Genomic DNA, 25,214 nt, shown 5'->3' with positions numbered 1-25,214 from the left:
GAATGCGATTAATCGAAGGCCCAAAACTTCAAAGTGTTTACTACTAAAGCTCTGCCATCTGCTGCTGAAAATTTCGGATGATTTCGCCAGCGATGGTACTCTGCGGAGGAATGCGAGGCAACTGATCGTAGCGAAACCAAGCCGCTTCGATAATCTCATTGTCATCTACACAAATCTCTCCAGAGACATAATCTGCAACAAAACCGATCATTAGCTGACTTGGAAAAGGCCACGGCTGCGAACCCACGTAGCGTAGGTTATTCACTACAATGCCGACCTCTTCCATGGTTTCTCGCACAAAAGCCTGCTCTGCGGTTTCGCCCGGCTCGATAAAACCGGCGAGCGTACTGAACATACCGTCGGGGTGCTTAGCGCCCCGAGCAAGTAGGCACTCTTCGCCACGTACAATAAGACCTATGACACAGGGTGAAAGTCGTGGGTACGTTTGTAAGCGACAGTGGTGACAGGTTCTGCATCGCTCTATTTCGTCAATCTCTGTTTGCGCTCCACAACGACCGCAAAATCGATGATCTAAATACCAACGACGCAATTGAACGGCGCGACCACAGAGCTGAAATTCAGGCTCTGCCAAACAACCTAAAAGCGAACGTAACGGGATCCAATCTTCATCGACACTTAAATCTGTTTCGAGATTTTCAACTAGCGCAATCGCGAGTGGCGTCTCGTTTAAATGGGCTAAGTGCAATCGCGAACATTCAGCATAAGGTGTTTGAGCAAGATCTCGCTCATCAACCCAAGGCAAACAGTTTATTGAAAGCGCTAGGTCTTTCCCTTCGAGCACACTAGCCGAAATTGCACGTTTTAACTTTGGCGACTGCCAAAAATAGCTGCCACACACGATAAGATACTGACTATTTGGCTGCACGGCCAAAGAGGTAGCGTCATAGGTGGAAGTCACTAATCGCTACCATAAACCGCGTGGCCGAGTACCTCGAGGCTCTCTTCCGCCACTTTTAATACGGTTTCATCCATAGCTAACGATGAACCGGATGCCGAATCAAGATAGTACTCGACAGAAACAACCGCATCGGCGAATGTTTCCAGCAACTCCTTTAATGCCGGTGGCGGATCTTGATCCATTAAGACTTGATCAACAAAATCGACACAACGCCCCAAAACCAAAGCTGCGCGCTCTCGTTTCAGCATAATCATACCGCCGCGCACGGTGTTCAGAGTTTTGGCAATATTGCGGATATGTCCAGAGTCAAAGTTAGAGTCGGAAAAGGATGTAAGTGCGCGTTTGGTCAAGGCAATTCCCGCTTGGCACTCTTCTATTACGATACGCCCAGCTTCGGCCAGTTCGCCCGAGGCCACAATTTCTGACTGGGCGATTTTATTCGCCAGCTCTAAGCGCTCATCTGAGAGCTTAGCGTTTTCGAGGGTTGATACGGCGCTTTCGAGATACAACAAGGTACTTGCTACCTCTGATAACTCACCCACATCTGGGCCGTCGTCTTCTAATTTCCAAAGCTGGATACGTTTAATTTCTTCTTTCAAAATATTACTGGGGGAGACAAGACCGACAACCGACAATATTTCCGCGACCTTACTAAGGTTGGAGATAAACTCATCGAGCTCTTCGACTTTCTGGCTACTGCTTTGGGCGGCATTTTCCAACACTTTTTTGGTGTTCGCCAACTCGGCTTGCAACACCTTGGCGAGCGACATTACGGTGTGGGCACTAGGGCCGTTAAGCGCGTCGCGATCACGTCCCAATTCGCGATCGGTATAGGCGTAATCTTGCAGCCCGAACATCTCTAGTATTTTTCGAATCTCAGGATTTTGCGAGCCAGACAAGGCTGCGAGGTAAACCAATTCTTTCATCAATGTACGAGGTGGTGACACTTCAAACGCGGCTTCGGCATTACCTTCGACTTGCTTAATAACGCGATCTATACGTGCAAATAACTGTTTGCGACTCGCCACAATCGTCATCTGTTGTTGCGACATAGCATCCAACACCAAATTGGCCAACCACCACAACTCGGTTAAAGGCTTGCTTGCACCACTCAATCTCTGCAGGCGAATAATCGCCCTACGCATTATTGCAAAGGAGTTTTTTATTTGACGCTCTCGCATCAAACCGAGCAAACCGACCTGATACATTTGTCGAAGGCGTCGCACATACTGCTTCACACTTTCATTGCCGAGCGAGATCGCCGGTAATTCGGGTGGGGAAAGCCGCTTGTCGAGGGTGAGCTGAAAGAAATGGCTTTCGGGTAGCAACTGCTCTGAACGCAGCGCCCGTAGATTATTTATGTGTGGAATTAACAATACCGGCACCAAACGCTCAGCCTGTTGCACGTATTCGAGGTAGCGCGTAAGCACAAAAAAGGTATTCGAAATAACCTCTAAACGCTTGTCGTAGTTCTTCCCGCTATTGCCTGGCGATATTTCCATAGCGGCAGTCAACAATTCTTCTGCCAGATTACCGGCGCCACGAAACTGAATAAGCCGCAGAATACCAACGATTTGGCGAATTCCGTCTATACAGGTTTGCAGGCTTTCGGCGTTCTCCTGCTCCGAGACAAACACTTCTAGGTTGCGCGCAGACTCATCAATTGTGGCGACAAGTTCGTCGCGAACCATATTGAGTGATTGAAAATTAACTGCATCCATCGAATTCACAATAATGTTACCCAAGCGTTATCGGTTGAACGGTCTGAAAGCCGCAGATATAGGTAAGTATAATACCCTTTGCTAAAAAATCTTTACAATTCGTGTAGTTACCAAGCAACCTTAACTCAAAATCTCGATTTTGTCACAGGCCCTTGAGCACGCGTAATTCAGCCATCACGGCGGCACCTCAGTACTTAGACAGCACATTACAAAGGCCGCAGCCTGCAAGTGAAGTCGCTAGCACAAAACACCACAGCAACACGGCTCTAAGCAACTTAGGCGTCGAGCCCAAGATATGGCACAGAATTTCGTAGTTAATTGCGCCAAATTGGCAAAGAAATACAACTTGGCCCGCTGGCATCCGAAAATTTGCGCTATCATAGATGTTTAACAAGTTGCGCTTATTCACTGATTTTTAACGGAAATCCTTATGTTTAATAATCTATTTGCAGCCTTTGGGGAAAACTTTCTCGGCCAATCTGTCGGCTGGTATAAGAAAACCATTGTCGCCTTTTTGGTCATCAACCCCTTTTTATTCGCCTTCGATCCGTTTATTGCTGGCTGGGCGCTGATTCTAGAATTTATTTTCACCCTTGCAATGGCATTGAAATGTTACCCCTTACAGCCGGGCGGACTGCTCGCCATCGAAGCCGTTATCCTCGGTATGACCTCGCCCGAGACGGTTTACCAAGAGGCGAAACTTAACTTCCCCGTCATCATGCTACTGATGTTCATGGTTGCGGGTATCTACTTCATGAAAGACCTACTGCTGTTTGTGTTCACCAAGATACTTCTCGGTGTGCGCTCCAAAATGCTGCTCTCGCTGCTGTTTAGCCTAGTCGCCGCCGTACTTTCGGCATTCCTCGATGCACTTACCGTAACCGCCGTGTTAATTAGTGTTTCGGTTGGCTTCTATTCGGTCTATCACAGGTTTGCCTCCGGCGGCCATGTGGATCACGACCACTCACAAGATGCAGGTGTAAACGACCATCATCGCGAAGATCTCGATACCTTTCGCGCTTTTTTGCGCAGCTTAACGATGCATGGCGCAGTGGGCACCGCACTTGGCGGCGTATGTACTCTGGTCGGTGAACCGCAAAACCTTCTTATCGCCGAGCAGGCGGGCTGGGACTTTATTACCTTCTTTAAAGAGGTTGCACCGGTATCCATGCCAACCTTAGTCGCCGGCCTACTCACCTGCTTAGCGTTGGAAAAGTTAAAATGGTTTGGTTATGGCGCGCAGCTACCCGATCCCGTTCGCTCCATCCTAATGGAGTTCGATCAAAAGGAATCGGCAAAGCGCACCCCTCGAGACGTTGCAGCACTTTGCATTCAAGCTATTGCTGCCGTTATTTTAATGCTGGGCTTAGCCTTCCACTTAGCTGAGGTTGGCCTTATTGGCTTGATGATCATCGTTCTGCTAACCGCATTTAACGGTATTATCGACGAGCACCGTATCGGCCACGCCTTCGAAGAAGCGCTGCCGTTTACCTCACTATTAGTGGTGTTCTTCGCCATCGTCGCGGTTATTCACGACCAGCACCTATTCCATCCGATTACGGCGATACTGCTGGACTTGGATCAGAACTTACAAGCGCCAATGTTTTTTGTCGCCAACGGGCTTTTATCGATGATTAGCGACAACGTGTTTGTTGCGACGGTGTATATCTCAGAAGTGAAGGCCTCACTTGATGCTGGCAATATTACGCGCGAGCACTTTGACTTACTTGCGGTTGCCATCAATACCGGCACCAATTTACCCAGTGTCGCAACACCAAACGGCCAAGCCGCCTTCCTATTTCTATTAACCTCCGCACTAGCACCATTAATTCGCTTGTCTTATGGACGCATGGTGATAATGGCACTGCCCTACACATTCGTGCTGGGCGCTGTCGGTTTGGTTATGGTGATACGAATGTCCAGCTAAAACTGGTACCTGCGTTACTAAAAAGCCGCCGAACCTACTAGGTTTGGCGGCTTTTTTATGAAGAGTGGTTTTTACGAGCAGCTATGTGTTTTTAACAAAAAGGTTAGAGTTCAGGCTGCTCTAGACTTTTCCAAATACAATTTCCGTCGGAAGCCTTATCAAGCAGTTCCAGCTTTTCTCTATGCAGCACCAACTCATCGTCGCTCGCACGAAGAACAGGGGTAAGCGTTCGCGATACCGGTAACCGTACGATCGTTTCTTCGCCATCTTCACCACCGCCCTCGCCAACTTGCTTGCCACCCAAGGCAAGGAAGGTCTGCCCACCGGTCATGGTGAGGTAGACGTCCGCTAAAATCTCAGCATCAAGCAAAGCGCCGTGCAGATCGCGCTGCGAGTTATCCACCATGTAGCGTTTACAGAGTGCATCCAGATTATTTTTTTGGCCTGGATGTTTTTTGCGCGCTAACAGCAAGGTATCTAACACCGCACAGCGGTCTTCGATTTTCCCTAAACCCTTATCTAGAGACGACAGTTCGTGGTTCAGGAAGCCCACGTCAAACGGTGCATTGTGGATAACCAATTCGGCATCGCCGATAAATTCAAGGAAGTCGGCGACGATCTGAGAAAACACCGGTTTGTCTTCAAGAAACTCGTTGGTGATGCCGTGAACTTCCATCGCGCCCTGGTCGATCTCGCGCTCCGGCTTGATATATTGATGATAGTGACGCCCAGTAAGACGGCGATTGACTAGCTCAACACAACCGATTTCAATAATCTTATGGCCCAACTGAGGCTCAAGGCCGGTGGTCTCAGTATCCAGTACAACTTGTCTCAAGGTTACACTCCTAACGCCGTATTTTTACCAACGCTATGTAATGAATCGCAAAGTATGTTTGTCGAGTTGATCGTTTCGTCGTGCTCGCCGTCAAGGTTAGCGCCTGTACTACAACTCATCTATGCCGCGATTGGCGAGCTGATCGGCAATTTCATTTTCACGGTGCCCACTGTGACCTTTAACCCAGCACCACTTAACGGTGTGAACGGCGGCCGCTTCATCTAGTTGCTTCCAAAGTTCGGCATTTTGTACCGGTTTTTTTGCCGCTGTTTTCCAGCCATTGCGCTTCCAGTTCGCCATCCATTCGGTAATGCCTTTGCGTACATATTGAGAATCCGTGGTGAGGGTAACATCACAGGGCTGACTCAAGGCCTTCAGGCCCTCGATAGCCGCCGCCAGCTCCATACGGTTATTTGTGGTGTGCTTATCACCACCGTAAAAGGTTTTCTCTTTGCCTTCGTGCCGCAACAATGCTCCCCAACCACCGGGGCCGGGATTGCCACGACAGGCGCCATCAGTAAAAATTTCGACTTTTTTCAACACTAAAACTCTTTTGTTAGGTGATATTCATAGAGCCTGTACGAGGCCTGCGCCGCAGCGGCAATATCCTCGCTGACGGCTCTGTTCGCGCAGACAAAGACTGCTTCGCCACCGCCGAGCCACGCAATAAGCTGGCTTTGTCCCACTCAGGTTTTAACGGCGTTAGACCAACCTTGTCCTTGCGAGCAAGAATACAATAGGTCGAACCAAAAGGGACCGAACGGCCAGAGAACACTTTGTTTACGAAGCGACTGTGAGCCAAATAACGAGAGTGGTTGATCGGTAGGTTGTGGGAAAGCTGGCGCATGTTAACACAAGAAAAATCTAGAAATTCCAACCAATCTCTCAGACGGCCCGCTCGCAGCGCCTTGCGCCGCCATACCGGTTTGGAACTGGTTAACCGCAGAATAGGCTGCAACGCACCCATCATGCTAAAGGGGTTGAAGCAGATAATAATAATATGACCACGTGGCACCGTAACCCGAGCGGCCTCTTTTAACACCTGCTGAGGATTCTCGGAAAAATCCAAGACGTGATGCAAAATGGTCACATCGATAGACTCGTCTGCAAGTGGCAGTGCGTCCAAGTCTGACAAGGCCTGTAAATCACAAAGCTGGGTTTTAACCCGCTCGGAAGGCACAATGGCCGGAGCCATTGAAAAACAGTGATTGATCCGGCTGGACTCAAACAAACGTTCGTAGGGCACAACACTAAGTTGCATAAGGTGGTAGCCGAACAGGCAGCTAAGTTCGTCGCTTAAAATTTCGCGCTGCTCAGTAAGAATAGACTGCCCCAACGGCGTCTCGTACCAACGCGCAAGGTCTGCGATAGTTTCATGCAGTGGGCGTACGCTACTGCGAGCTTTAAAGAACTTTTTCCAAGATTGCATTTTTCTAATCTCCCGCAATTGCGGTTGTTGTCTTTAGCTGAGCGGCAACGATGATATTCCTGAGAATTATACTGCCAAGGATAGTACCAATTTGAAGCCGAGCAAACCAGCCAGCAAAACCTCTAAAGCACATTAACTAAGTTAACTTTAATCAAGATATTCAATATGTTGGAAGTTAAACCTATACCAATCTATCAAGACAACTACGTATGGATGATCACCAAAAGTAATGAGTCATCCGCCTATGTAGTAGACCCAGGTGACGCAGTGGCTGTTAAAGCTGCGCTAGATCGCCGCGGACTCGGTCTCGCCGGAATCCTCATCACCCACTGCCACTGGGATCATGTCACCGGCATCCCGCTGTTAGTGCGGGAATTTGGCTGCCCAGTGTACGGCCCCGCTAAATCACCTTTAGCGCAGATAACCCATCGATTATCCGAGGGCGACGCTCTGTCCCTTTGGCAGATTCACCCTCTGGAGGTGTGGGAGACACCCGGTCATACGACTGATCATGTCAGCTATATAATCCCGCCCTCGCCCGAACAACCACACTGTCTACTGTTTTGTGGTGATACGCTTTTCTCGGGCGGCTGCGGGCGGCTTTTTAACGGCACGATTGAACAGTTAGAAACTAGCCTCAATCGTATCGCTCAACTGCCAACCAATACTGAGGTGTATTGCACCCATGAATATACTCAATCCAACCTCGCTTTCGCGGCTAAGGTGGAGCAAGGTAATAGCGTCTTAGCGGACTATATTCAGCAAATTTCCTTAAAGCGACAGAACAGCATACCCAGCCTGCCAACCACAATCTCACAGGAACTGGCCATCAACCCCTTCCTGCGCTGTGACGAACTCGAGGTTCAAGAATCAATACAACGCCACTTTGGCGTGTATAATGCCGGCCGCAGCGCCCTGTTCAAGCTTCTACGCCAATGGAAGAATCAAGCCTAAAACCGAGTACCTAGACCACAGTTTCCAAAAAACATTTGGCGCATCGGTTTGCTTGGCTGAACTCTAATATTTATTGCGGGTCACAGGGCGAACATTTTAATTTGACGAAGCGTAAACAACAGCCACATGCAGTTAATCCAAAATACTCATAACCGCTCACCCCGCCCGACACGCCGTTGCTTAATCCGCCTTAGCTGTTGGTTCGCGCACCGCCCTATACAGCGCTTAACAATACGGAAACCTCTAACGTTAATCGGGCTGCTGAGTTGCTGGCTGTTAAGCGGCTGTGGGCTGTCACAACTGATCTCGCAACCGCTAACGGCTGAACAGTCGCCTGTTGCTGAGCATCGTCTAACCGCTGAACCGGACGACGAGCTAAGCGAAGCAGAACTAGACAGTATTACACCACTGGCACCCACCAACGTTATCGATCGCATTACCGCCGGCTACGGCCTGCCGCTAGACATCAACAAACGCGTACAGCAGCAAATCGATTGGTTTGCACGCCACCCAAACTACCTCAGCCGCGTATTGAGCCGTGGCGAACCCTACCTCTATTACATTGTTGAAGAGCTTGAAAAGAACAACCTACCCTTAGAACTCGCCTACCTACCAATTGTAGAGAGCGCCTTCGACCCCTTTGCTTACTCTCATGGCCGCGCATCTGGCATGTGGCAATTTGTACCGGGTACAGGTAAAGCTTACGGCCAGAAGCAAAACTGGTGGTACGACGGCCGCCGCGATGTAATCGCCGCAACAGAGGGAGCTGTCGCCTACCTCAAACACCTTAACAATCGCTTCGATGGCGACTGGCTACAGGCCTTGGCGTCTTACAACAGTGGCGCTGGCAACGTTTCGAAAGCCATTCGAAAAAATAAAAAGAAGGGTAAGCCTACCGACTTCTGGAACCTAAACTTACCACGCGAAACCGAAGCCTACGTACCGAAACTCATCGCGCTGGCGATACTCTTTCAAAACCCCGACGATTACGGGATAAAGCTGCCAGAAATTGCCAATGAGCCCTACTTTGCCGTTGTCGATACCACCAGCCAAATCGATCTAGCGCAAGCTGCCGATCTAGCCGGAATCGATATCGATACGCTCTACTACCTCAACCCAGGCTTCAACCGCTGGGCCACCGACCCAGCCGGCCCACATCGACTCTTAGTGCCACTCGCAAATGAACAGGAGTTCATCACCAACCTTGCAGCCATTCCCAGTAGCAGCCGCGTTACGTGGGAGCGCTACACCATTAAGAACGGCGACACCGTGTCGACTATTGCCGCCAAGTACAAGCTGGATACCCCAACGTTAAAAAGCATCAACAATCTCAAGAGCAATAATATTCGCGCCGGTAAAACCTTGTTGGTACCCGTGGCGTCGGCAGGCGCTGAACACTATCGCTACAGCCAGACGCAACGCTTAGCCGCGAAGCAAGAGAAAGGCGCATCGAAAAATAAAAGTAGAATTGACCACGAAGTACAACCAGGTGAGAGCTTTTGGACGATTAGCCGAAAATACAAAGTGAGTACCGGCCAGATAGCGCGCTGGAATAACATGGCGCCTAGCGACCCTATTTTCCCGGGCCAACGCTTGGCAATTTGGACCAAAATCATCACCGCACCCACCACCGGGGCAACAAAGACCGAAGTACGCAAAGTCACCTATAAAGTTCGCAATGGCGATTCGCTACATCGCATTGCAGACAAGTTCCAATTGTCAGTAACCGATATATTGAGCTGGAATAGCGTCAGTACCAGCAAGTATTTACAACCTGGGCAGCTACTTACACTGTTTGTAAATGTGACCGGCGCTCGCTAGCAACTGCTGGCGAGCGTCGGTTTAGGGCTTTTTTGTGAGAACCCTCAAACTGTACTCCGCTTGGCTAGCGAAATGTTTAAAGCTTTCAAACTGATCCTCGTCCAATTTGCCGCCAAAACTCCATCGATCGGCATAGAACAGCGCAACTTTGCGTTGATCTAACTGTAAAACCGAGGTAAAAGCAGGAAATCTGCCGAGTATAGGAATGATCTCCGCAGAATATAAACTGCTATCACGGGTTATCTCTTCGCTATTAAACCAATGCGCTCCACCTGTTTGAATGGCCTTCGTAAACAGGTTCTCGCTGTAGGGGCCGATATCGAATACAAATCTCGAACGCCAGTGTTCCGTACTGTCGCCCAGCGCATACTTCGCTTTTAGCTTGTGACGGTCAATAAACGCAAGGCATACGCGCTCCAACCCTATACCGCGGTGCATGCCCTCCAAAACCATTTGAAAGATAGTATTCACATCAAGCCGGTCCTGTGTCGCCGTCCCCAGCTCACGCAGAATACTTAGCTGTAATTTCGGATCGCCCTTAAGGATTCGACTCGCTGGAGTTTTTGGCAGCTCTGTATGTAAACGAGTTGAGCTAGGGATTAGTGGACAAGCCTGAGCGACGCCGTAGTTCAGCGCGACCTGAGCCGCTTGGTCGGCGCCCTGCCGAACCATTTCTAGGGCTTCATCTTCGGCTTGACCAGTATACTCAATAACCTCTTTTAGCACTTTGCGCACCTGTGGGCTTTCCCAGCCATAAAGTGCAGCGCGGCTCAGGCGCTCACCTGCAACCACAGCTTTCACCTTCAAACTCGAATGATGAGTGGGATAAAGTGCCTGCTCTAGGGTGTCACCTAGCTTCCAATGCTTCGCCAGCTCTCGCGTTATCGCCTTAAACGAGGTCCCAAGTACCTCTTCCATCGCACTTCGGCGAACCTTAGCGTCATCACTCAATAGATTGGCATTATCGGCAACAACATCCTCAGACGCCCAAAATGCCATTTCTCCGAGATTAAAGAGCAATGCGGCCACAAACACCTCTTCACCCGCTTTGTCATCTATCCGTTGGGCGAGGTTGCGCGCCTGTGTAGCGGCGTGAAAGCCCTGGGCGACCAGCGCCAACAACCGCTCCTTGGGCTGATCGGTAAGAAGCGAATCCATTACCAGCAGTGAAATACACATCGCCCTCACACCTTTTAAACCAATCAACACTATGGCTCGGCTTACGGTGTTTATAAGAACCTTAGAGTAGTTGTACTGAACGCTGTTAGCGATTCTAAGCACATGGGTGGTCAGGTGCGGATCGCGTAAAATGACTTCGGCGAGCTGATTAACATCAGCATCGTCGCTGCCCGTAATTTTATTCAACTCAGCGATGACGTCACCGAGTACGGGCATATTTTGGCTGCGTAGTTTTGTAGCCCAAGCCGATAAACCTTTAGTAGACATTGATTCGAAGCGCTCAGAATGGGTTTCAGAAAAAGTTATAAGAATAGTCTTTATGTATTCCAGTGTAGCTTAGTGACACAAATCTGTAGTTTTTTAAGCCAAGTCAGTACTGTTCGCCAAGATGGATCGCTGGTATCGGTTCTAGGCGTTGCGGTGGTGTCACCGCTAGGGCTCACAAAATTCCGCTATTAACCTTTCGCAAACAGCGCAAGTTCGGCAATATAGCCTGCACCAACAACCAACATAGCAACGCACTAGATATGGTGCTCCCCAACTACGACTAACGGGGCAACGAGAAACGGATTAGAGTAATTATGGTTCAGCAGCGCGTTCAAAACCGCTTAGCACGCATTACCACAACACCTTACAAACCAACGCTCTGGCTCGCACTTATCATTTTAGTCTGCATTAGTCAGCTGGCCTGTAGCCGTCAAACACCGACCAATGTGGAATTCGGAAATCGTAACCAAGTGCTCTTTATTGCCAATGGCGACGAACCGCAGAGTTTAGATCCGCACAAAAGTGTTGGCAGCCCCGATTACAATATCTTGAGCGCACTGTTCGAGGGGCTAACCAGTCGCGACCCGAAAACATTGTCGATAATCCCTGCAGCGGCATCGCAATGGCAGATCTCCACCGACCGATTAACCTACACCTTTAGTCTGCGCAAAAATGCACGCTGGTCGAACGGTGACCCTGTTACTGCGTCCGACTTCGTAAACGCTTGGCATCGCGCGCTAACCCCGACAACAGCAAACGCCAACGCGTATCAATTATTCACACTGAAAAATGCGGAAGCCTTTTACACCGGGGCTATCACTAATTTCGATGAGGTAGGAGTAACAGCAATTGACCCACTCACCTTAAAAGTCACCTTAGAAACACCGCGCGAGTATTTTCTTGAAACCCTCGACTACCATAATTTTTACCCATTACACCGCTCGGCGATCAACTCAACCCCGCTTGATAACTGGACACGCCCTGACGAATTAGTCAGTAACGGGCCATTTACGCTGAGCGAATGGCAACTAAACCGCGTAATTGAAGTAGTCAAAAACAAGTATTACTGGGATGTGGAAAACGTAAAACTGAACGCTATTCAATTTTTACCTATCAGCGACCAACAAGCCGAAGAGCGTGCGTTTCGCAGCGGCCAAGTACACCTGACGAATACCCCGACCATGGCCATTGAAAAAATGGAAACCTACCGTCAAAACGATCCACACCTGCTTAAATCTTCGCCACTCTATTCGAGCTATTACTACGTTATCAACAGCCAGCGAGAACCTTTTAACAAGGTAAAGGTACGACGGGCACTCGCCTTTGCTATAGACCGACAATTACTCGTCAGCAAAATTACCAAAGGCGGTGAACAGGTCGCTAAACATTTTGTACCGCCGCTGGAATATCAAGAATTCGCAGATAGTCTAAAAACTCATACCGATCCGCTCTATCAACCGGAGTTGGCCCAACAACTGCTATCTGAAGCAGGTTACCCAAACGGAGTTGGCTTTCCGGTTAAAACACTATTATTCAACAGCCAAGACAATCACCGGAAAATTGCGACCGCGATTCAACAAATGTGGGCCAAAACCTTGAACATTAAGGTTAATTTAGCGCATCAAGAATGGAAGGTATTCAGCGCCGCGCAAAACAGCATGGACTACGACATTTCCCGCGCCGGTTGGATTGCCGACTATTTGGATCCGGGTAATTTTTATGAAACCCTGCTAAGCGACAGCGGTAATAACGACACCGGCTGGGCAAATACGCACTACGACAACACGGTGAAAATGGCGCAAGTGACTAGCAATAGCCGCGAGCGCGAGCAGCTGTTTGCAACGGCAAAGCAAATTCTCGATACTGAGATGCCGGTTATTCCGCTTTTTTACCCGGCAGACAACAATCTAGTTAGGCCCGAAGTTATCAACTGGTATGGCAACAAATTACATAGACACCCATACAAATCGGTGTACCTTAACACTCCGTAAATACGCCTTATAAAAAGGCTATCAACGCACCAAAAAAGGTCGATCATGCAAAAAACGAAATTAGTCCTAACACTCCTGTTTACCTGCGCAGCTGTCTGCACACTGATCTCTGGCTGTAGTAAAAATGAGCTGACTAATGTTGAATACGGCAACCAAAACCAAATTCTGTTTGTCGCCAACGCCGATGAGCCACAAGCATTAGACCCGCATATCACCACCGGTGAGCCAGATTTTCATGTCATATCCTCACTATTTGAAGGGCTAACCAGACTCAATGGCGAAACCCTTGCACCAGAACCCGCAACCGCCGCGAGCTGGGTAATTTCGGACGACAAGCTAACCTACACCTTTACCCTGCGCGACAATGCCGCTTGGTCTGATGGCGAGCCAGTCACCGCCGAAGATTTTGTTTGGTCATGGCGCCGCGCGCTAACCCCCGCACTCGGCAACCTCTACGCTTATATGATGTATTACGTCAAAAATGCCGAAGCCTACAACACCGGCGAGATTACCGACTTTGATCTCGTCGGCATTCACGCCCTAGACGCGAAAACCTTAGAAGTCACACTCGCGTCACCCACACCATTTTTTCTGCAGCTACTCGATCACCACTCTTACTACCCGCTGCCGCGCGCAACCATCGAAAAGCATGGTGATTTTGACAGTCGCGTCTCCAGCTGGACCCTACCAGAAAATATCGTATCCAACGGCGCGTTTAAGCTCAGCTCATGGGAAATAAACAAACTCATTGCCGTCGACAAAAACCCTCACTACTGGAATGCCGAGCATATAAAACTAGAGGGTGTTCGCTTTCTACCCATTAACGATAAACAAGCCGAAGAGCGTGCCTTTCGCAGCGGCCAAGTACACCTGACCTATTCGCCGCAAATGGCCATTGAAAAAATAGCGACCTACAAAAAAGAAGCGCCCGAACTATTGCGCGTCACCCAGACCTATTCAAACTACTATTATTTAATTAACCACACCCGCAAACCCTTTGATGATGTTCGCGTGCGCAAAGCGCTTGCCTATTCAATTGACCGCACATCGCTGGTCGAAAACATTCTTAAAGGTGGCGAAGTACCCGCCTACACCTTTGTACCTGCCGATAAGCAAGGGCACAAACCTGTAGCGCATTTCAGCGAAAATGTTGCGCTGGCGAAACAATTATTGGCTGAGGCAGGCTTCCCCAATGGCGAAGGTTTCCCCAGCTTCGAAATCCTTTACAACACCGACGACAACCACCGAAAAGTCGCCTTGGCGATTCAACAAATGTGGAGACAAAATCTCGGCATTGAAGCAAACCTGCTAAATCAAGAATGGAAAGTTTACCTAGACTCTCAAACGTCGTTGAACTTTGACGTGGCTCGCCGCGGCTGGGTTGCCGACTATCTTGACCCCAGCAACTTTTACGAATTACTGCTCTCTTACGGCGGCAACAGCAATACCGGCTGGGTCAACACAGCCTATGACAAGGTGGTAGAAGATGCGCGCTTAGAAAGTGATCACCTAAAACGTATGGCATTATTTGAGCAGGCCAATAAAATTATCGCCGACGAGATGCCGGTTATCCCAATCTACTTTATGACTGACCTGAACCTTGTACGTAGTAACGTAAAAAACTGGTACGACAATGTTATGCATCGCCATCACTTTAACGATGTATATCTAGAAACAGAGGCGAACTAAGCAGTGCTAAAGTATTTTTTTATTCGCTTGCTCAGCGCCATACCGGTGTTGTTTCTGGTTATATTGATCACCTTTATTCTAGTACGCTTGGCCCCCGGTGGGCCATTTGACCAAGAGCGCGCCGCGCCTCCGGCTGTGCTCGCCAATCTTAATAAACAATATCACCTCGACGACCCTGTAGTTGTGCAGTTTAAAGATTATCTCGTCAATCTTTTGCGCGGTGATTTTGGCCCCTCGTTTAAATACCCAACCCGTACCGTAACCGAAATTATTCTGACCGGTTTACCGCCAACCTTAGAGCTGGGTTTATACGCGCTACTGTTTGCCATGTTCGTTGGTATTAGTACTGGGGTAATGGCGGGGTTAAAACCCAATAGCGCGCAAGATTATATTCCTATGACCATCGCCATGATTGGTATTTGTCTACCCTCGTTTGTACTTGGGCCACTGCTAATTTTAGGATTTGGAATTGGTTTGGAATGGTTTCCAGTGTCAGGGTGGGGCGACTCCCCTGGCGACAAGGTACTGCCTGCAATTACCCTCGGCGCAGCCTATGCCGCCTATATCGCCCGCCTTACCCGTGGCGGTATGTTAGACGTGATGTCGCAAGATTATATTCGTACCGCTCGCGCCAAGGGTTTAAGTCCGGCTCGCATTGTTGGCCTGCACGCATTGCGTGGCGCTCTGGCACCGGTGGTCGCTTTTGCTGGGCCGGCTGCAGCTGGATTGCTGTCCGGTTCGTTTGTGGTAGAAACCATTTACCAAATTCCGGGTTTAGGTCGCTTCTATTTACAGGCCGCGTTTAACCGCGACTACACCATGATTTTGGGTACAACTATCTTCTTTGCCACGCTCATTATCCTATTTAATTTTATTTCCGATGTAATACAAGCTTGGATAAACCCCAAGCTTCGTCAATCCTTAAGCAAGTAGATCTTGTCTATGTTTTTTAAATCCGCCATTAGTTTGCAAGAGTTAAATCAATACGAACAGGGACGCTCCCTATCGGAAGATGCATTTAATCGTTTGAAAAAGAACAAGTTCGCATTGTTCGGCCTCATCTACCTGAGCGTGATGATTGTACTCGCCGTTTTTGCCCCCTTACTGGCACCCTACGCCTACGATGCACAAGACCTAAGCCTAGGCGCCACGCCCCCATCGCTCGCACATTGGATGGGAACAGACATCTTCGGCCGCGATCAGTTAACCCGTATTTTGCATGGCAGTCGCGTTTCACTAATGGTTGGCTTTGTCGCCACCGCCGTAGCGCTACTTATCGGTGTACTCTGGGGAACAATTGCAGGCTATAGCGGTGGTAAAACCGATGCGATAATGATGCGTATAGTCGATGTGCTCTATGCACTGCCCTTCACCATTTTTATTATTTTATTAACCGTGGTATTTGGTCGCAGTATTTTCCTACTATTTTTAGCCATTGGCGCGGTTGAATGGCTAACCATGGCACGTATTGTTCGCGGCCAAGTTATGGCTTTGCGCCAGCAGGAATTTATTGAAGCCGCCGTATCAATGGGGCTTAGCCGCTGGCAAATTATGTCGCGTCACCTTATACCTAATATTCTCGGCCCTATTATTGTTTACACAACACTCACCATCCCAAGCGTGATTTTGTTGGAATCGTTTTTAAGCTTTCTAGGGCTAGGCATTCAGCCACCCGCCAGCTCTTGGGGCTCGTTGATTTCTTACGGTGTTGAGACGATTGAGGAATACCCCTGGCTACTAATTTTCCCGAGCTTATTTTTGTCGGTGACACTGTTCGCTTTAAATTTTCTTGGTGATGGCTTGCGCGATGCCTTCGACCCACGCTCTTCGAAGGATTAATAAAGCCTATGTCGCTTCTTACCGTTAGTAATTTAACTACCCGCTTTTACACCCGCGAAGGGATAACTACAGCCGTAGATAAGGTTAGCTTCACAGTTAAGCAAGGCGAAATACTCGGCATTGTCGGCGAGTCGGGCTCCGGAAAATCCGTTTGCTGTTACAGCCTTATGGGGTTAATACCCAGCCCGCCGGGTAAAATAGAATCCGGTAGCGCCCTATTTCAGGGGCAGGATCTGCTAAAGCTTTCGGAGCGCGAACTACGCAAGATACGCGGCAATAGCGTCGCGATGATTTTCCAAGACCCGATGACATCGCTAACACCGCACATGACTATAGGCGAACAGCTAATCGAAGCCTATCGCGTACACAATAAATCTACCTCGCAGCAAGCCAAACTTCGCGCAATAAAAGTGCTGCAAGAAGTGGGTATTACCAATATCGAACAGCGCATGAATGCCTACCCACACGAATTTTCGGGGGGAATGCGGCAACGGGTGATGATTGCAATGGCACTGATTACCGAACCAAAATTATTAATTGCCGACGAACCCACCACCGCCTTAGACGTAACCGTACAAGCGCAAATACTGCAGCTTATAAAAAACTTACAGATTAGCCATAACTTGGGGGTGATTTTTATCACTCACGATCTTGCGGTAATTTCGCAGCTAGCTGATGACATAGTGGTAATGAAAAACGGTGAGGTTGTCGAAGCCGCTACAGCCAACGCTCTGTTCAGATCGCCGCAACATCCTTACACCCAAAGCCTTATCGCGGCAATACCCGACTCGGCAAAACCCAAAAATCGCCACGCTATCGAAGTAAACGCCGGCGATGAGATTAAGGCTAACGCCGCAGCGACGCCTCTGGTCGAGGTAAAAGGTTTATCTAAAAGCTATTCGCTAACCCAGAACACTTGGTTCTTCTCGAAGAAACGCGAGTTTAAAGCGGTAGACAATGTAAGCTTCGACATTTTTAAAGGTGAAATTCTCGGCTTGGTAGGTGAATCTGGTTCGGGAAAATCTACATTGGGGCGCAGTGTTATCCGATTGCTCGATGCTGATGCCAATGTGTTGCGGATCGACAATACCGACTTACAAAGTTTGGGGGCTGACGACTTACGTCGTGCTCGCAAAAACCTACAAATGATTTTCCAAGACCCATTTGCCTCTTTAAACCCGCGCTTTACCGTTTTTGATACACTCGCAGAACCCCTGCTCGTTCACGGCATTGCCAATAAAAATAACTTACTGCAAAAAATTAACGAGCTTCTCGACGACGTTGGCCTTGAGCGCAAACACATTCGAAAATATCCACACGAATTTTCCGGTGGTCAGCGTCAACGTATTGCCATAGCACGCGCACTGGCGCCACAACCAAAACTTATTATTGCCGACGAACCCGTATCAGCCCTAGATGTAACCATTCAAGCGCAGATATTAGAATTGCTATTAGAACTTACCCAAAAGCACGGCCTAACCATGTTGTTTATCTCCCACGACCTCTCGGTAGTGCGCTATTTATGCGACCGCGTTATGGTGATGAACAAGGGCCAAATAGTTGAACAGGGAGAAACCGAAGCCCTATTCTCGTCACCAAAAAACAGTTATACCCAGCAATTGCTAAGTGCGATTCCAACACTAAAAGTCAGTGCTTAGCGATTTCCATGCCTTTTAATCTACAGAACATACAATTAACTAGGCTCACTAAACATCAACGATATAAACGATCTACAGCGGAGTAATCATGACAACATCTGTTGCAAACTCAGGCGAATTTTTAGGCCATCCCAAGGGGCTATACGTCTGCTTTACCACCGAGTTGTGGGAGCGTTTCTCATTTTATGGCATGAAGTATTTATTACTGCTCTATGTCACCAAGTACCATTTATTTTCGGACAATGCCGGCTATGACATTCTTGGTGCTTACGCAGGTTTAGTTTATGCGCTGCCGCTGATCGGTGGCTTAATTGCCGATCGTTACCTAGGCATGCGTAAAGCCGTGGTGTTTGGAGCCATACTCTTAACCCTTGGCCACGCCACTATGACTTACGAAGGCGCTGCTGCTGTTTCCTACGCCGCAGGGAGCGTTTTAGAAACAGCCATAACCCTTAACGACGGCAGTATAATTGCCGCTGGCACAGTGCTAACTGAGCGCATAGTCGTGCAAGATGTTATTGCATTAAAGGTTTTCTTTTTTGCTTTGGCCTTAATTACCCTCGGCGTTGGTTTTTTGAAGCCTAATATTTCCGTAATTGTTGGTCGGCTTTACCCACAAGACGACCCACGACAAGACTCCGGCTACACCATTTTTTATATGGGAATTAATATCGGCTCCTTTATCGCCACCCTACTCTGTGGCTGGCTGGGTGAAACCTACGGTTGGAGTTATGGCTTTGGCGCAGCCGGAATCGGCATGGCGTTTGGTCTAGTTACGTTCCTGTACGGTCAAAAATATTTACAAGGTCATGCCGAACCGCCAGCGCCAGAAAAACTGAAAACCCGCGGCTTTGGCCCGCTCAACCAAGAGTGGACTATTTACGCCGCGACGCTCGCCAGCCTCGCGCTGGTGTGGTGGGTTGTACAACGCGAACCGGTGGTACACATCGCCCAAAACAGTATGTTAATTGTCGCTATTGTCGGCTTGATTCTATATGCGCTATCGCAGGGTACGACTAAGCAGCGCCCTAACCTTCTCGCTTGGATTTTTTCTGGCTTTGCTGTTGTTAGTGGATTAGCTTGGGCGATTACCGGCAATGATCTTGGCTTGGGCTTAATGTTATTGGGATTAGTGTGCTTTATTGGCTACGGTTTCAAAATAAATAAATCACCTGAATACAGCCGTACCGTGGTGCTAATGTTTCTTATTGTTTCAACCGTTGTATTCTGGTCTTTGTTCGAACAATCGGCTGGCAGCATGACGCTCTACGCCGACCGCGTATTAGACCGCGACATAGCTGGCACCAGCGTTAAAGCTTCGATGTTCGGCTCATTAAACGCTGGCTTTATTATGCTGCTGGCTATTCCCTTCGCCATACTCTGGACGTGGCTTGGCCGAAAAAATATGGAGCCTTCCACACCGGTAAAGTTTGGGCTGGCGATTATTCAAGTAGGCTTGGGGTTTGGCGCTTTGGTATTGGGCGCGCAATTCGCAGACGACGCCGGTAAGGTGGCAATGATTTGGTTAGTGCTCGCCTATTTACTGCACACCACCGGGGAGATTTGTATTTCCCCCGTGGGTTTGTCGGCGGTAAGTAAACTTTCGATCGGTAATGTGGTTGGCGTAAGTATGGGCACTTGGTTTCTAGCTACCGCGCTGTCAGAAACCTTGGCGACACGCATCGGCAAACTCGCCTCCATCGACACCAGCCATGCCGCAAGCGATGCCCTTACCATGCTAACAACCTACACCGAGCTTTACACATTTTTAATGTGGCTGGGGCTCGGCGTTGGCGTATTTGTGTTAGCGCTATCACCGCTATTAAAACGCGGTATGCGCGGTATTCACTAATCAAAAAAGGTTTATCCAACAGTATGGGTAAACCTTTTTATTTCAACCAAGTTTAGTTTGGCTTATTTTTTTGTTCATTCGTTTTTTTGTTCGTTCGTTTAATTGCTAAGCTCGATCTGCAACATGTCTATTCCCCCAGACCAATAGGCTAACAAGAAACTGCGGCATTACCAGCCGCAACTTCGTTCTGCGTTTTGCTCATCTAACCACTCTTTAACGGGGGCAAAATAATCGACCATAGCCGAGGCATCGAGATCTGGCTGACCAGTAAGCGCCTGCATCGCTTCTTGCCACGGGCGACTCGCGCCCATCTCCATCATCGCTTTTAACTTAGCGCCAGCATCTTTGTTGCCATAGATGGTGCAGCGATGTAGTGGGCCTTCGAAACCAACGGTTTCGCATAGTGCACGATGAAACTGAAACTGCTGAATAAAGGCTAAGAAATAGCGTGCGTAAGGTGTATTACCGGGAATATGGTACTTGGCACCTGGGTCGAAATCATCCTCACTACGCGCCACAGGGGCCGCAACGCCTTGATACTGTTCGCGTAACGCCCACCAGCCCTTGTTGTAATCTTCGGGTTTTATTTCGCCGTTAAAAACCTGCCAGCGCCACTTATCCACTAACATTCCCCAAGGAATAAACGCGATTTTCTCTAACGCCTGCTTCATCAAGTAACCTAAGTCTTCACTCGCGGGCGGTTCTTCTTCAAGCAAACCAATTTCTTTTAAATAACGCGGCGTAATTGAAAGTGAAATGGTATCGCCAGAAGCCTCGTGAAAACCATCATTGGCACTGCCGCGAAATAACATCGGTTGATGTTTATAGGCGCGCTGATAGTAGTTGTGGCCTAACTCGTGATGAATGGTGTAAAAATCTTCTTCGTTGCGCTGAATACACATTTTAATACGCAGATCATCTTTATCATCCAAATCCCATGCGCTAGCATGGCAAACGACTTCGCGATCGCGCGGCTTTGTAAACTGCGAACGCTCGTAAAAGGTTTCGGGCAGAGGGTCAAAGCCGAGCGATGAGAAAAATGCCTCACCGGTGCGCACCATATCCATTTCGGTGAGCCCTTTTTGTGCGATTAAATCGGTAATGTTGTAGCTCTTTTCGCTGTTATCGGGCTTAACTTTGGGGTAAATATTTTCCCATGTTTGTGCCCACATATTGCCTAGCAGGTGGGCGGGAATTTTGCCCGCAGGCGGTACTACCTCATCACCATAAACTTCATTTAATTTAGCGCGAACATGGCAGTGTAAAGCTTCATACAAGGGCTTAATTTTTTGCCACTGTTTTTCCATATCGACAACAAATTCATCGGGCGACATATCGTAGTTCGAGCGCCACATTACAGAGAGGTTTTCAAACCCCAAATCTTGCGCGCCGGCATTCGCAATGGCCGCTTGTCGCTCATAAAGTTCTCGCATAGGCGGCGAGATTTTTCGCCACCCTTCCCAGAATTCTTTCATCAATTCGGGATCACTGCTAGTCGCCAAGGTATCGCTCATTTCCATCAAGGTAAAACATTCGTCATCGTTGCGGCAGTATTTACCTTCGCCATACATTGCCTGCATTTTTGAACCGATATCGGAAAGTTCCGCCGCAAGTGCCTCATCATTTGGCGATGGAAAAGTTATGCCTGCGCGCAAGGCATCCATTTTTCGTCGCGCATCCTCAGAGAGTTCAACACCATCCCAATTCTTAACCTGCATGGCGTACTGCACCGCCTTGAGGGTAAACTCTTTATTAGCTCGCGACTCAACAAACTGGCTATCCATATTAATGTAGGTTGCTGCAAGCCAAGCCGCATGAGCCGAGAACTGCCCCAGCTGCGCCAAATCCGCTTCCGCTTCAGCTAAAAACGCATCGGCACTCGCTTGATCGTATACAGCGGTAGATGCCTCGGTAGCCTTTAGGTCAGCTTGTTCGGCCTTTTTGTCACAGCCAACTAATAAACAGGTAAACATTAAAAATAGAAATACTTTCCGCCGTTGTCTCACAATACACCTCGTAGATTGACACGCTTAATATTGACTAAGGGCCTCTGAATCGCTCAGGTTGCCCATACAAAATTGTAATTCTGGATCGATAATCACACGCCCTACCATCGCCTCGCGCCCCAACAGCATTCGATAGCCCATTGAATCGCGATTGGTGAGAGTTAGCTGAACCTCCCAAGTGTCATCGCCGAGTGTCATGGGCACGGCAATAACAACCCTTTTTTGGGTATCACCAGATGAACTTTTAATCACACGACGATCAACCAACTTCGCTTCGCAACTAAGGTGAGTGCGTCGATTCTTCTGTAATGGGTGAATATCAAACTTTACCCAGCGCACGCCTTCGCGCTTTACGACACGGATATTCATCGCGTGAATACACGATGTCTTTGCGCCCGAATCTACCCTTGCCTTAATGGCCGCTATACCCAAACTGGGGAACGAACACCACTCTTCACAGCCTATGAGTTTCTTAATCGTTGCGGTCATATATCTTTAAAATCCCGATTGCGCTCTTTACAGCGTAAGCTAAATAGAAGTAATACTAGTCGTCATGAAGCACAAGCAATGCCAGATGTGTTGGTTTGCCACACCGACACTTCATCAAGCCCAAGCATACCCAAATTGGTAGGCGTAGGGCTAGGGTGATATTCCCATAAATGTCAACTTGTCAGCAGATGCTGCATGTCATCGGCTGCCGCCTCAGCCACATGACTGCCCAATGCGCGATACACCTCAAACTGGGTTTCATCAAAGTATTGGTCGGCTGTGCTCTGGTGGGGAAAGGTTGGATTTTGGGCCCTATAATAATGTAGGTACTCCGGCTCGGTTCCGGTAACCGAAAGCTTCAAGTAGAGAAGCCGCCCCGTCTCGCCATTATTGTAGTGAATACTGCCCAAACTGTAATGGCTTTTGGATAGCCCTTCTACTGGCTTTATTTCACTAAGATCAATTTCAATCTTCGCGCCTAAATCAATCTCGGCATAACGCTGCAAGGTTATTAAACCGTTAAAAGTGAAGCTGGGGTCAGCCTCCGCGTCGATACAAACAATGGTCTTGCACTGGCGCTTGAGCAATTCGTAAACACCGAGGTTCTCGATATGGCCGCCGTCTGAGCAATTGACAAAGGCGGTTCGCTCACTCACTAAACCCAGTGCTTCACGCAACAGATAGCGCAAGCCTAAGCTGTTATAGCGAACCCTTAGCGCTTTACCCTGCGCGACAATTTTCGGGTGTGGCAACCAGTAGTTTAAACGGATGTTCATCAAGGTAAGAAAGAATGACAAGGGCTTAACGGTAACCGCCCCCATATTGGGCGACGCCGCCGCAGCTGAAATTGCCATGGCCGTACCTAAGTTAAAATGCGGGTCTTGTGCTTCCATATCGGCCGTTGCGCAATAGCCGGTATAGTCGCTGCCACAATAACGCTTGGCTAAAATAAAAGGCACACTTTTGCGCGAGCGTAGCTGAGGGTTGTGACTACCCTGTAGATTCAATGCAGTATTAATAATATGGTATGGCGCAGAACTAGTTGCTTGATTAAGCTCTGACATCTTAATCTCGTCGGCTGGGGCTACCGCGCCCTCGCAATTTCCATCTGTTTTATCGCCGGCCATAGGCTTGAATAAAAAAGTACGGCTCAATCTATCTCGATAAAAAGGATGCAACGAAAATCGATTGATATTAACAAACAAAAAATTGTAGATAAGTACGGCTAGACCAAGTAAATACAGCCACCACTCGGCGTTTCCGTGGCTCAGCATTAACTGTCGAATTTGCAACAAAGCGCTATCACCACCAAACTCGCTAACCACAGTAATATCATAGCGATTGCGCTCTTGGGTGGTTAACCAAGTAACTATACTGCTGGGTTGAGGTTGTTTATGCGTTAGCACCAATCCAGATTTATCCAACGTGGCAATACGATAAGTCTCTAGGCCGATATTTTTCTGCATAAGAAAAATGCGAAGCGCGCTACAAATATTACTTTCGAAATTTTCGCTTGGCGTAAATGCATCCATTTCGGCTCCGGCAATAGCCGTTACGTCACTGCAATCCAAATTTAGATCTCGCGGCGCTGTTGTTTCCAGTATCGTATCAACAATATAGCTAACCGGCGTTGATACGGTTGCACCGCGACTAGCGGTATGAAAACTAAACGGCGAATTTATTGCTTCCACACACAAAAGCGTATAAAACATAAAGAGCACCGCAGGGGCAGAAACCCCCAAGATTAAAACCAACACCTTATCTTTAGCTTTGAACAGCCCCACTCCCAAAGTTATTAGAGTAACGATAAAGCCGGTAGTTATTGCCAGCATATGCTTACCGGCCCATACCGCAACCTCTTGCATCAACCCCACGGCACTAAGCGATACAATACTGCGCAAAAATTCGAACAGCGGAATAGAAACCAGTGCGGTAATCGCCAGCACCGTATATAGAATTACCCGCGTATCGGCGGCATCCCGCCCTCGCCAATTTAAATGACGTTTAAATATCGGCCGTACAGCGAGAGATAACGCCAACGGTAATAAACCTAACAGCGGAATCCAACGCTGAAACACATCGCTGAGCCTACCCGTAGCCTCAAAAAAAACCTCTGTCGCCAACACGGCAAGAATAATTAAGGGTAAAAACATAAAAAAACTGCGCAATATACCCTCCAAAAAAAGTACCGGTATACGCATGGAATTGAGTAAGCCACCACAACCGAGATATTCGCTGTAGTTCCGAATATGATTTAAACCTTGAGGTTCTGCGTCATCGGCGCGCGTTACTAATAGCTTGGCGTTAGAATCGTAATCCTTTACTAGACCGCTTAAACAAGAGCCAATATAACCACCACCCGATACCGTAGACAGATAATCGACCTTGCCAAGCAGGTTTTTCTGAATCAGGTGCTGGATAATACCGAGACTAAAGGATGCCGAACGAATACCTCCGCCGGAACAGGCTAAACCAACCAATTCGTTGCGAATAGTCGGCACAGATTCTATTTTTGCATCGATTGAATTAGGAGCTAATAAAGGAAAGGCTTGCTTTCTGCGTAGTTTGATTTCATCAAGCTCTGCATTAAATACTTCACCGTTAAAACTGATATCGCTGCGCGAGTTCTCCATTGGAG

The 25,214-nt window shown here is 48.4% G+C and carries 18 protein-coding genes; 9 read left to right on the top strand and 9 right to left on the bottom strand.

Annotated elements, in window-relative coordinates:
- Positions 1-43: 43 nt before the first annotated feature.
- Both nudC and IDZ20_RS09960 read right to left on the bottom strand, forming a co-directional pair.
- Entirely contained in the window at positions 44-919 is an 876-nt protein-coding gene (nudC, locus tag IDZ20_RS09965) for an NAD(+) diphosphatase (protein ID WP_245792244.1), read from the bottom strand.
- On the bottom strand, positions 919-2,649 hold the full coding sequence (locus IDZ20_RS09960; protein WP_188151284.1) for a FimL-related protein: 1,731 nt from the start codon (positions 2,647-2,649) through the stop codon (positions 919-921). Before IDZ20_RS09960 ends, nudC begins: the two co-directional genes overlap by 1 nt.
- Before the next feature lie 421 nt (positions 2,650-3,070).
- On the opposite strand from IDZ20_RS09960, the gene nhaB reads away from it, so the two are divergent.
- Positions 3,071-4,567, top strand: a complete 1,497-nt coding sequence (gene nhaB, locus IDZ20_RS09955; protein WP_188151283.1) for a sodium/proton antiporter NhaB — start codon at positions 3,071-3,073, stop codon at positions 4,565-4,567.
- 103 nt (positions 4,568-4,670) lie between these two features.
- Here nhaB and dnaQ read toward each other — a convergent pair whose 3' ends face one another.
- The 3 genes from dnaQ to IDZ20_RS09940 all read right to left on the bottom strand — a co-directional run bounded on the left by dnaQ (position 4,671) and on the right by IDZ20_RS09940 (position 6,831).
- Positions 4,671-5,402 carry a DNA polymerase III subunit epsilon gene (gene dnaQ, locus IDZ20_RS09950; RefSeq protein WP_188151282.1) on the bottom strand — a complete coding sequence of 244 codons (732 nt, stop codon included), beginning with the start codon at positions 5,400-5,402 and terminating at the stop codon, positions 4,671-4,673.
- Between the two features lie 108 nt (positions 5,403-5,510).
- The gene (gene rnhA, locus IDZ20_RS09945; RefSeq protein WP_188151352.1) at positions 5,511-5,942 is read right to left on the bottom strand and encodes a ribonuclease HI; all 432 of its coding nucleotides are present in this window, start codon (positions 5,940-5,942) and stop codon (positions 5,511-5,513) included.
- A gap of 16 nt (positions 5,943-5,958) precedes the next feature.
- A complete protein-coding gene (locus tag IDZ20_RS09940; protein WP_188151281.1) occupies positions 5,959-6,831 on the bottom strand; it encodes a class I SAM-dependent methyltransferase in 873 nt (290 codons plus the stop codon).
- 165 nt (positions 6,832-6,996) lie between these two features.
- Here IDZ20_RS09940 and gloB point away from each other — a divergent pair, with 165 nt between their 5' ends.
- Complete coding sequence (gene gloB, locus IDZ20_RS09935; RefSeq protein ID WP_188151280.1) at positions 6,997-7,785, top strand: hydroxyacylglutathione hydrolase; 789 nt, start codon at positions 6,997-6,999, stop codon at positions 7,783-7,785.
- Between the two features lie 126 nt (positions 7,786-7,911).
- Positions 7,912-9,606, top strand: a complete 1,695-nt coding sequence (locus IDZ20_RS09930; RefSeq protein ID WP_188151279.1) for a lytic transglycosylase — start codon at positions 7,912-7,914, stop codon at positions 9,604-9,606.
- A gap of 21 nt (positions 9,607-9,627) precedes the next feature.
- On the opposite strand, the gene IDZ20_RS09925 is transcribed toward IDZ20_RS09930, so the two are convergent.
- Entirely contained in the window at positions 9,628-11,052 is a 1,425-nt protein-coding gene (locus IDZ20_RS09925) for an HDOD domain-containing protein (protein WP_245792242.1), read from the bottom strand.
- 314 nt (positions 11,053-11,366) lie between these two features.
- Here IDZ20_RS09925 and IDZ20_RS09920 point away from each other — a divergent pair, with 314 nt between their 5' ends.
- The 6 genes from IDZ20_RS09920 to IDZ20_RS09895 all read left to right on the top strand — a co-directional run bounded on the left by IDZ20_RS09920 (position 11,367) and on the right by IDZ20_RS09895 (position 20,081).
- Positions 11,367-13,043, top strand: a complete 1,677-nt coding sequence (locus tag IDZ20_RS09920; RefSeq protein WP_188151278.1) for a peptide ABC transporter substrate-binding protein — start codon at positions 11,367-11,369, stop codon at positions 13,041-13,043.
- A gap of 45 nt (positions 13,044-13,088) precedes the next feature.
- A complete protein-coding gene (locus IDZ20_RS09915; protein WP_188151277.1) occupies positions 13,089-14,732 on the top strand; it encodes a peptide ABC transporter substrate-binding protein in 1,644 nt (547 codons plus the stop codon).
- Between the two features lie 3 nt (positions 14,733-14,735).
- Complete coding sequence (locus tag IDZ20_RS09910) at positions 14,736-15,665, top strand: ABC transporter permease (RefSeq protein ID WP_188151276.1); 930 nt, start codon at positions 14,736-14,738, stop codon at positions 15,663-15,665.
- 9 nt (positions 15,666-15,674) lie between these two features.
- Entirely contained in the window at positions 15,675-16,571 is an 897-nt protein-coding gene (locus IDZ20_RS09905) for an ABC transporter permease (protein WP_188151275.1), read from the top strand.
- An 8-nt stretch (positions 16,572-16,579) separates the two neighbouring features.
- Positions 16,580-18,229, top strand: coding sequence for an ABC transporter ATP-binding protein (locus IDZ20_RS09900; RefSeq protein ID WP_188151274.1), 1,650 nt, complete (start codon positions 16,580-16,582; stop codon positions 18,227-18,229).
- An 88-nt stretch (positions 18,230-18,317) separates the two neighbouring features.
- Positions 18,318-20,081, top strand: a complete 1,764-nt coding sequence (locus tag IDZ20_RS09895; RefSeq protein WP_188151273.1) for a peptide MFS transporter — start codon at positions 18,318-18,320, stop codon at positions 20,079-20,081.
- Between the two features lie 167 nt (positions 20,082-20,248).
- Here the strand turns inward: IDZ20_RS09895 and IDZ20_RS09890 are convergent, their stop codons facing one another.
- The 3 genes from IDZ20_RS09890 to IDZ20_RS09880 all read right to left on the bottom strand — a co-directional run bounded on the left by IDZ20_RS09890 (position 20,249) and on the right by IDZ20_RS09880 (position 25,209).
- A complete protein-coding gene (locus IDZ20_RS09890) occupies positions 20,249-22,054 on the bottom strand; it encodes a M2 family metallopeptidase (protein WP_188151272.1) in 1,806 nt (601 codons plus the stop codon).
- A 57-nt stretch (positions 22,055-22,111) separates the two neighbouring features.
- Positions 22,112-22,576: an ATP-dependent zinc protease family protein gene (locus IDZ20_RS09885; RefSeq protein ID WP_188151271.1), complete on the bottom strand. Its 465-nt coding sequence runs from the start codon at positions 22,574-22,576 to the stop codon at positions 22,112-22,114.
- Positions 22,577-22,749: 173 nt separating this feature from the next.
- On the bottom strand, positions 22,750-25,209 hold the full coding sequence (locus IDZ20_RS09880; protein WP_188151270.1) for a patatin-like phospholipase domain-containing protein: 2,460 nt from the start codon (positions 25,207-25,209) through the stop codon (positions 22,750-22,752).
- Positions 25,210-25,214 lie beyond the last annotated feature (5 nt).

This window comes from Teredinibacter waterburyi (assembly GCF_001922985.1).
GTDB lineage: Bacteria > Pseudomonadota > Gammaproteobacteria > Pseudomonadales > Cellvibrionaceae > Teredinibacter > Teredinibacter waterburyi.
The sequence above is the reverse complement of the archived record's forward strand: the minus strand, read 5'-3'. Positions and strand labels throughout refer to the sequence as shown.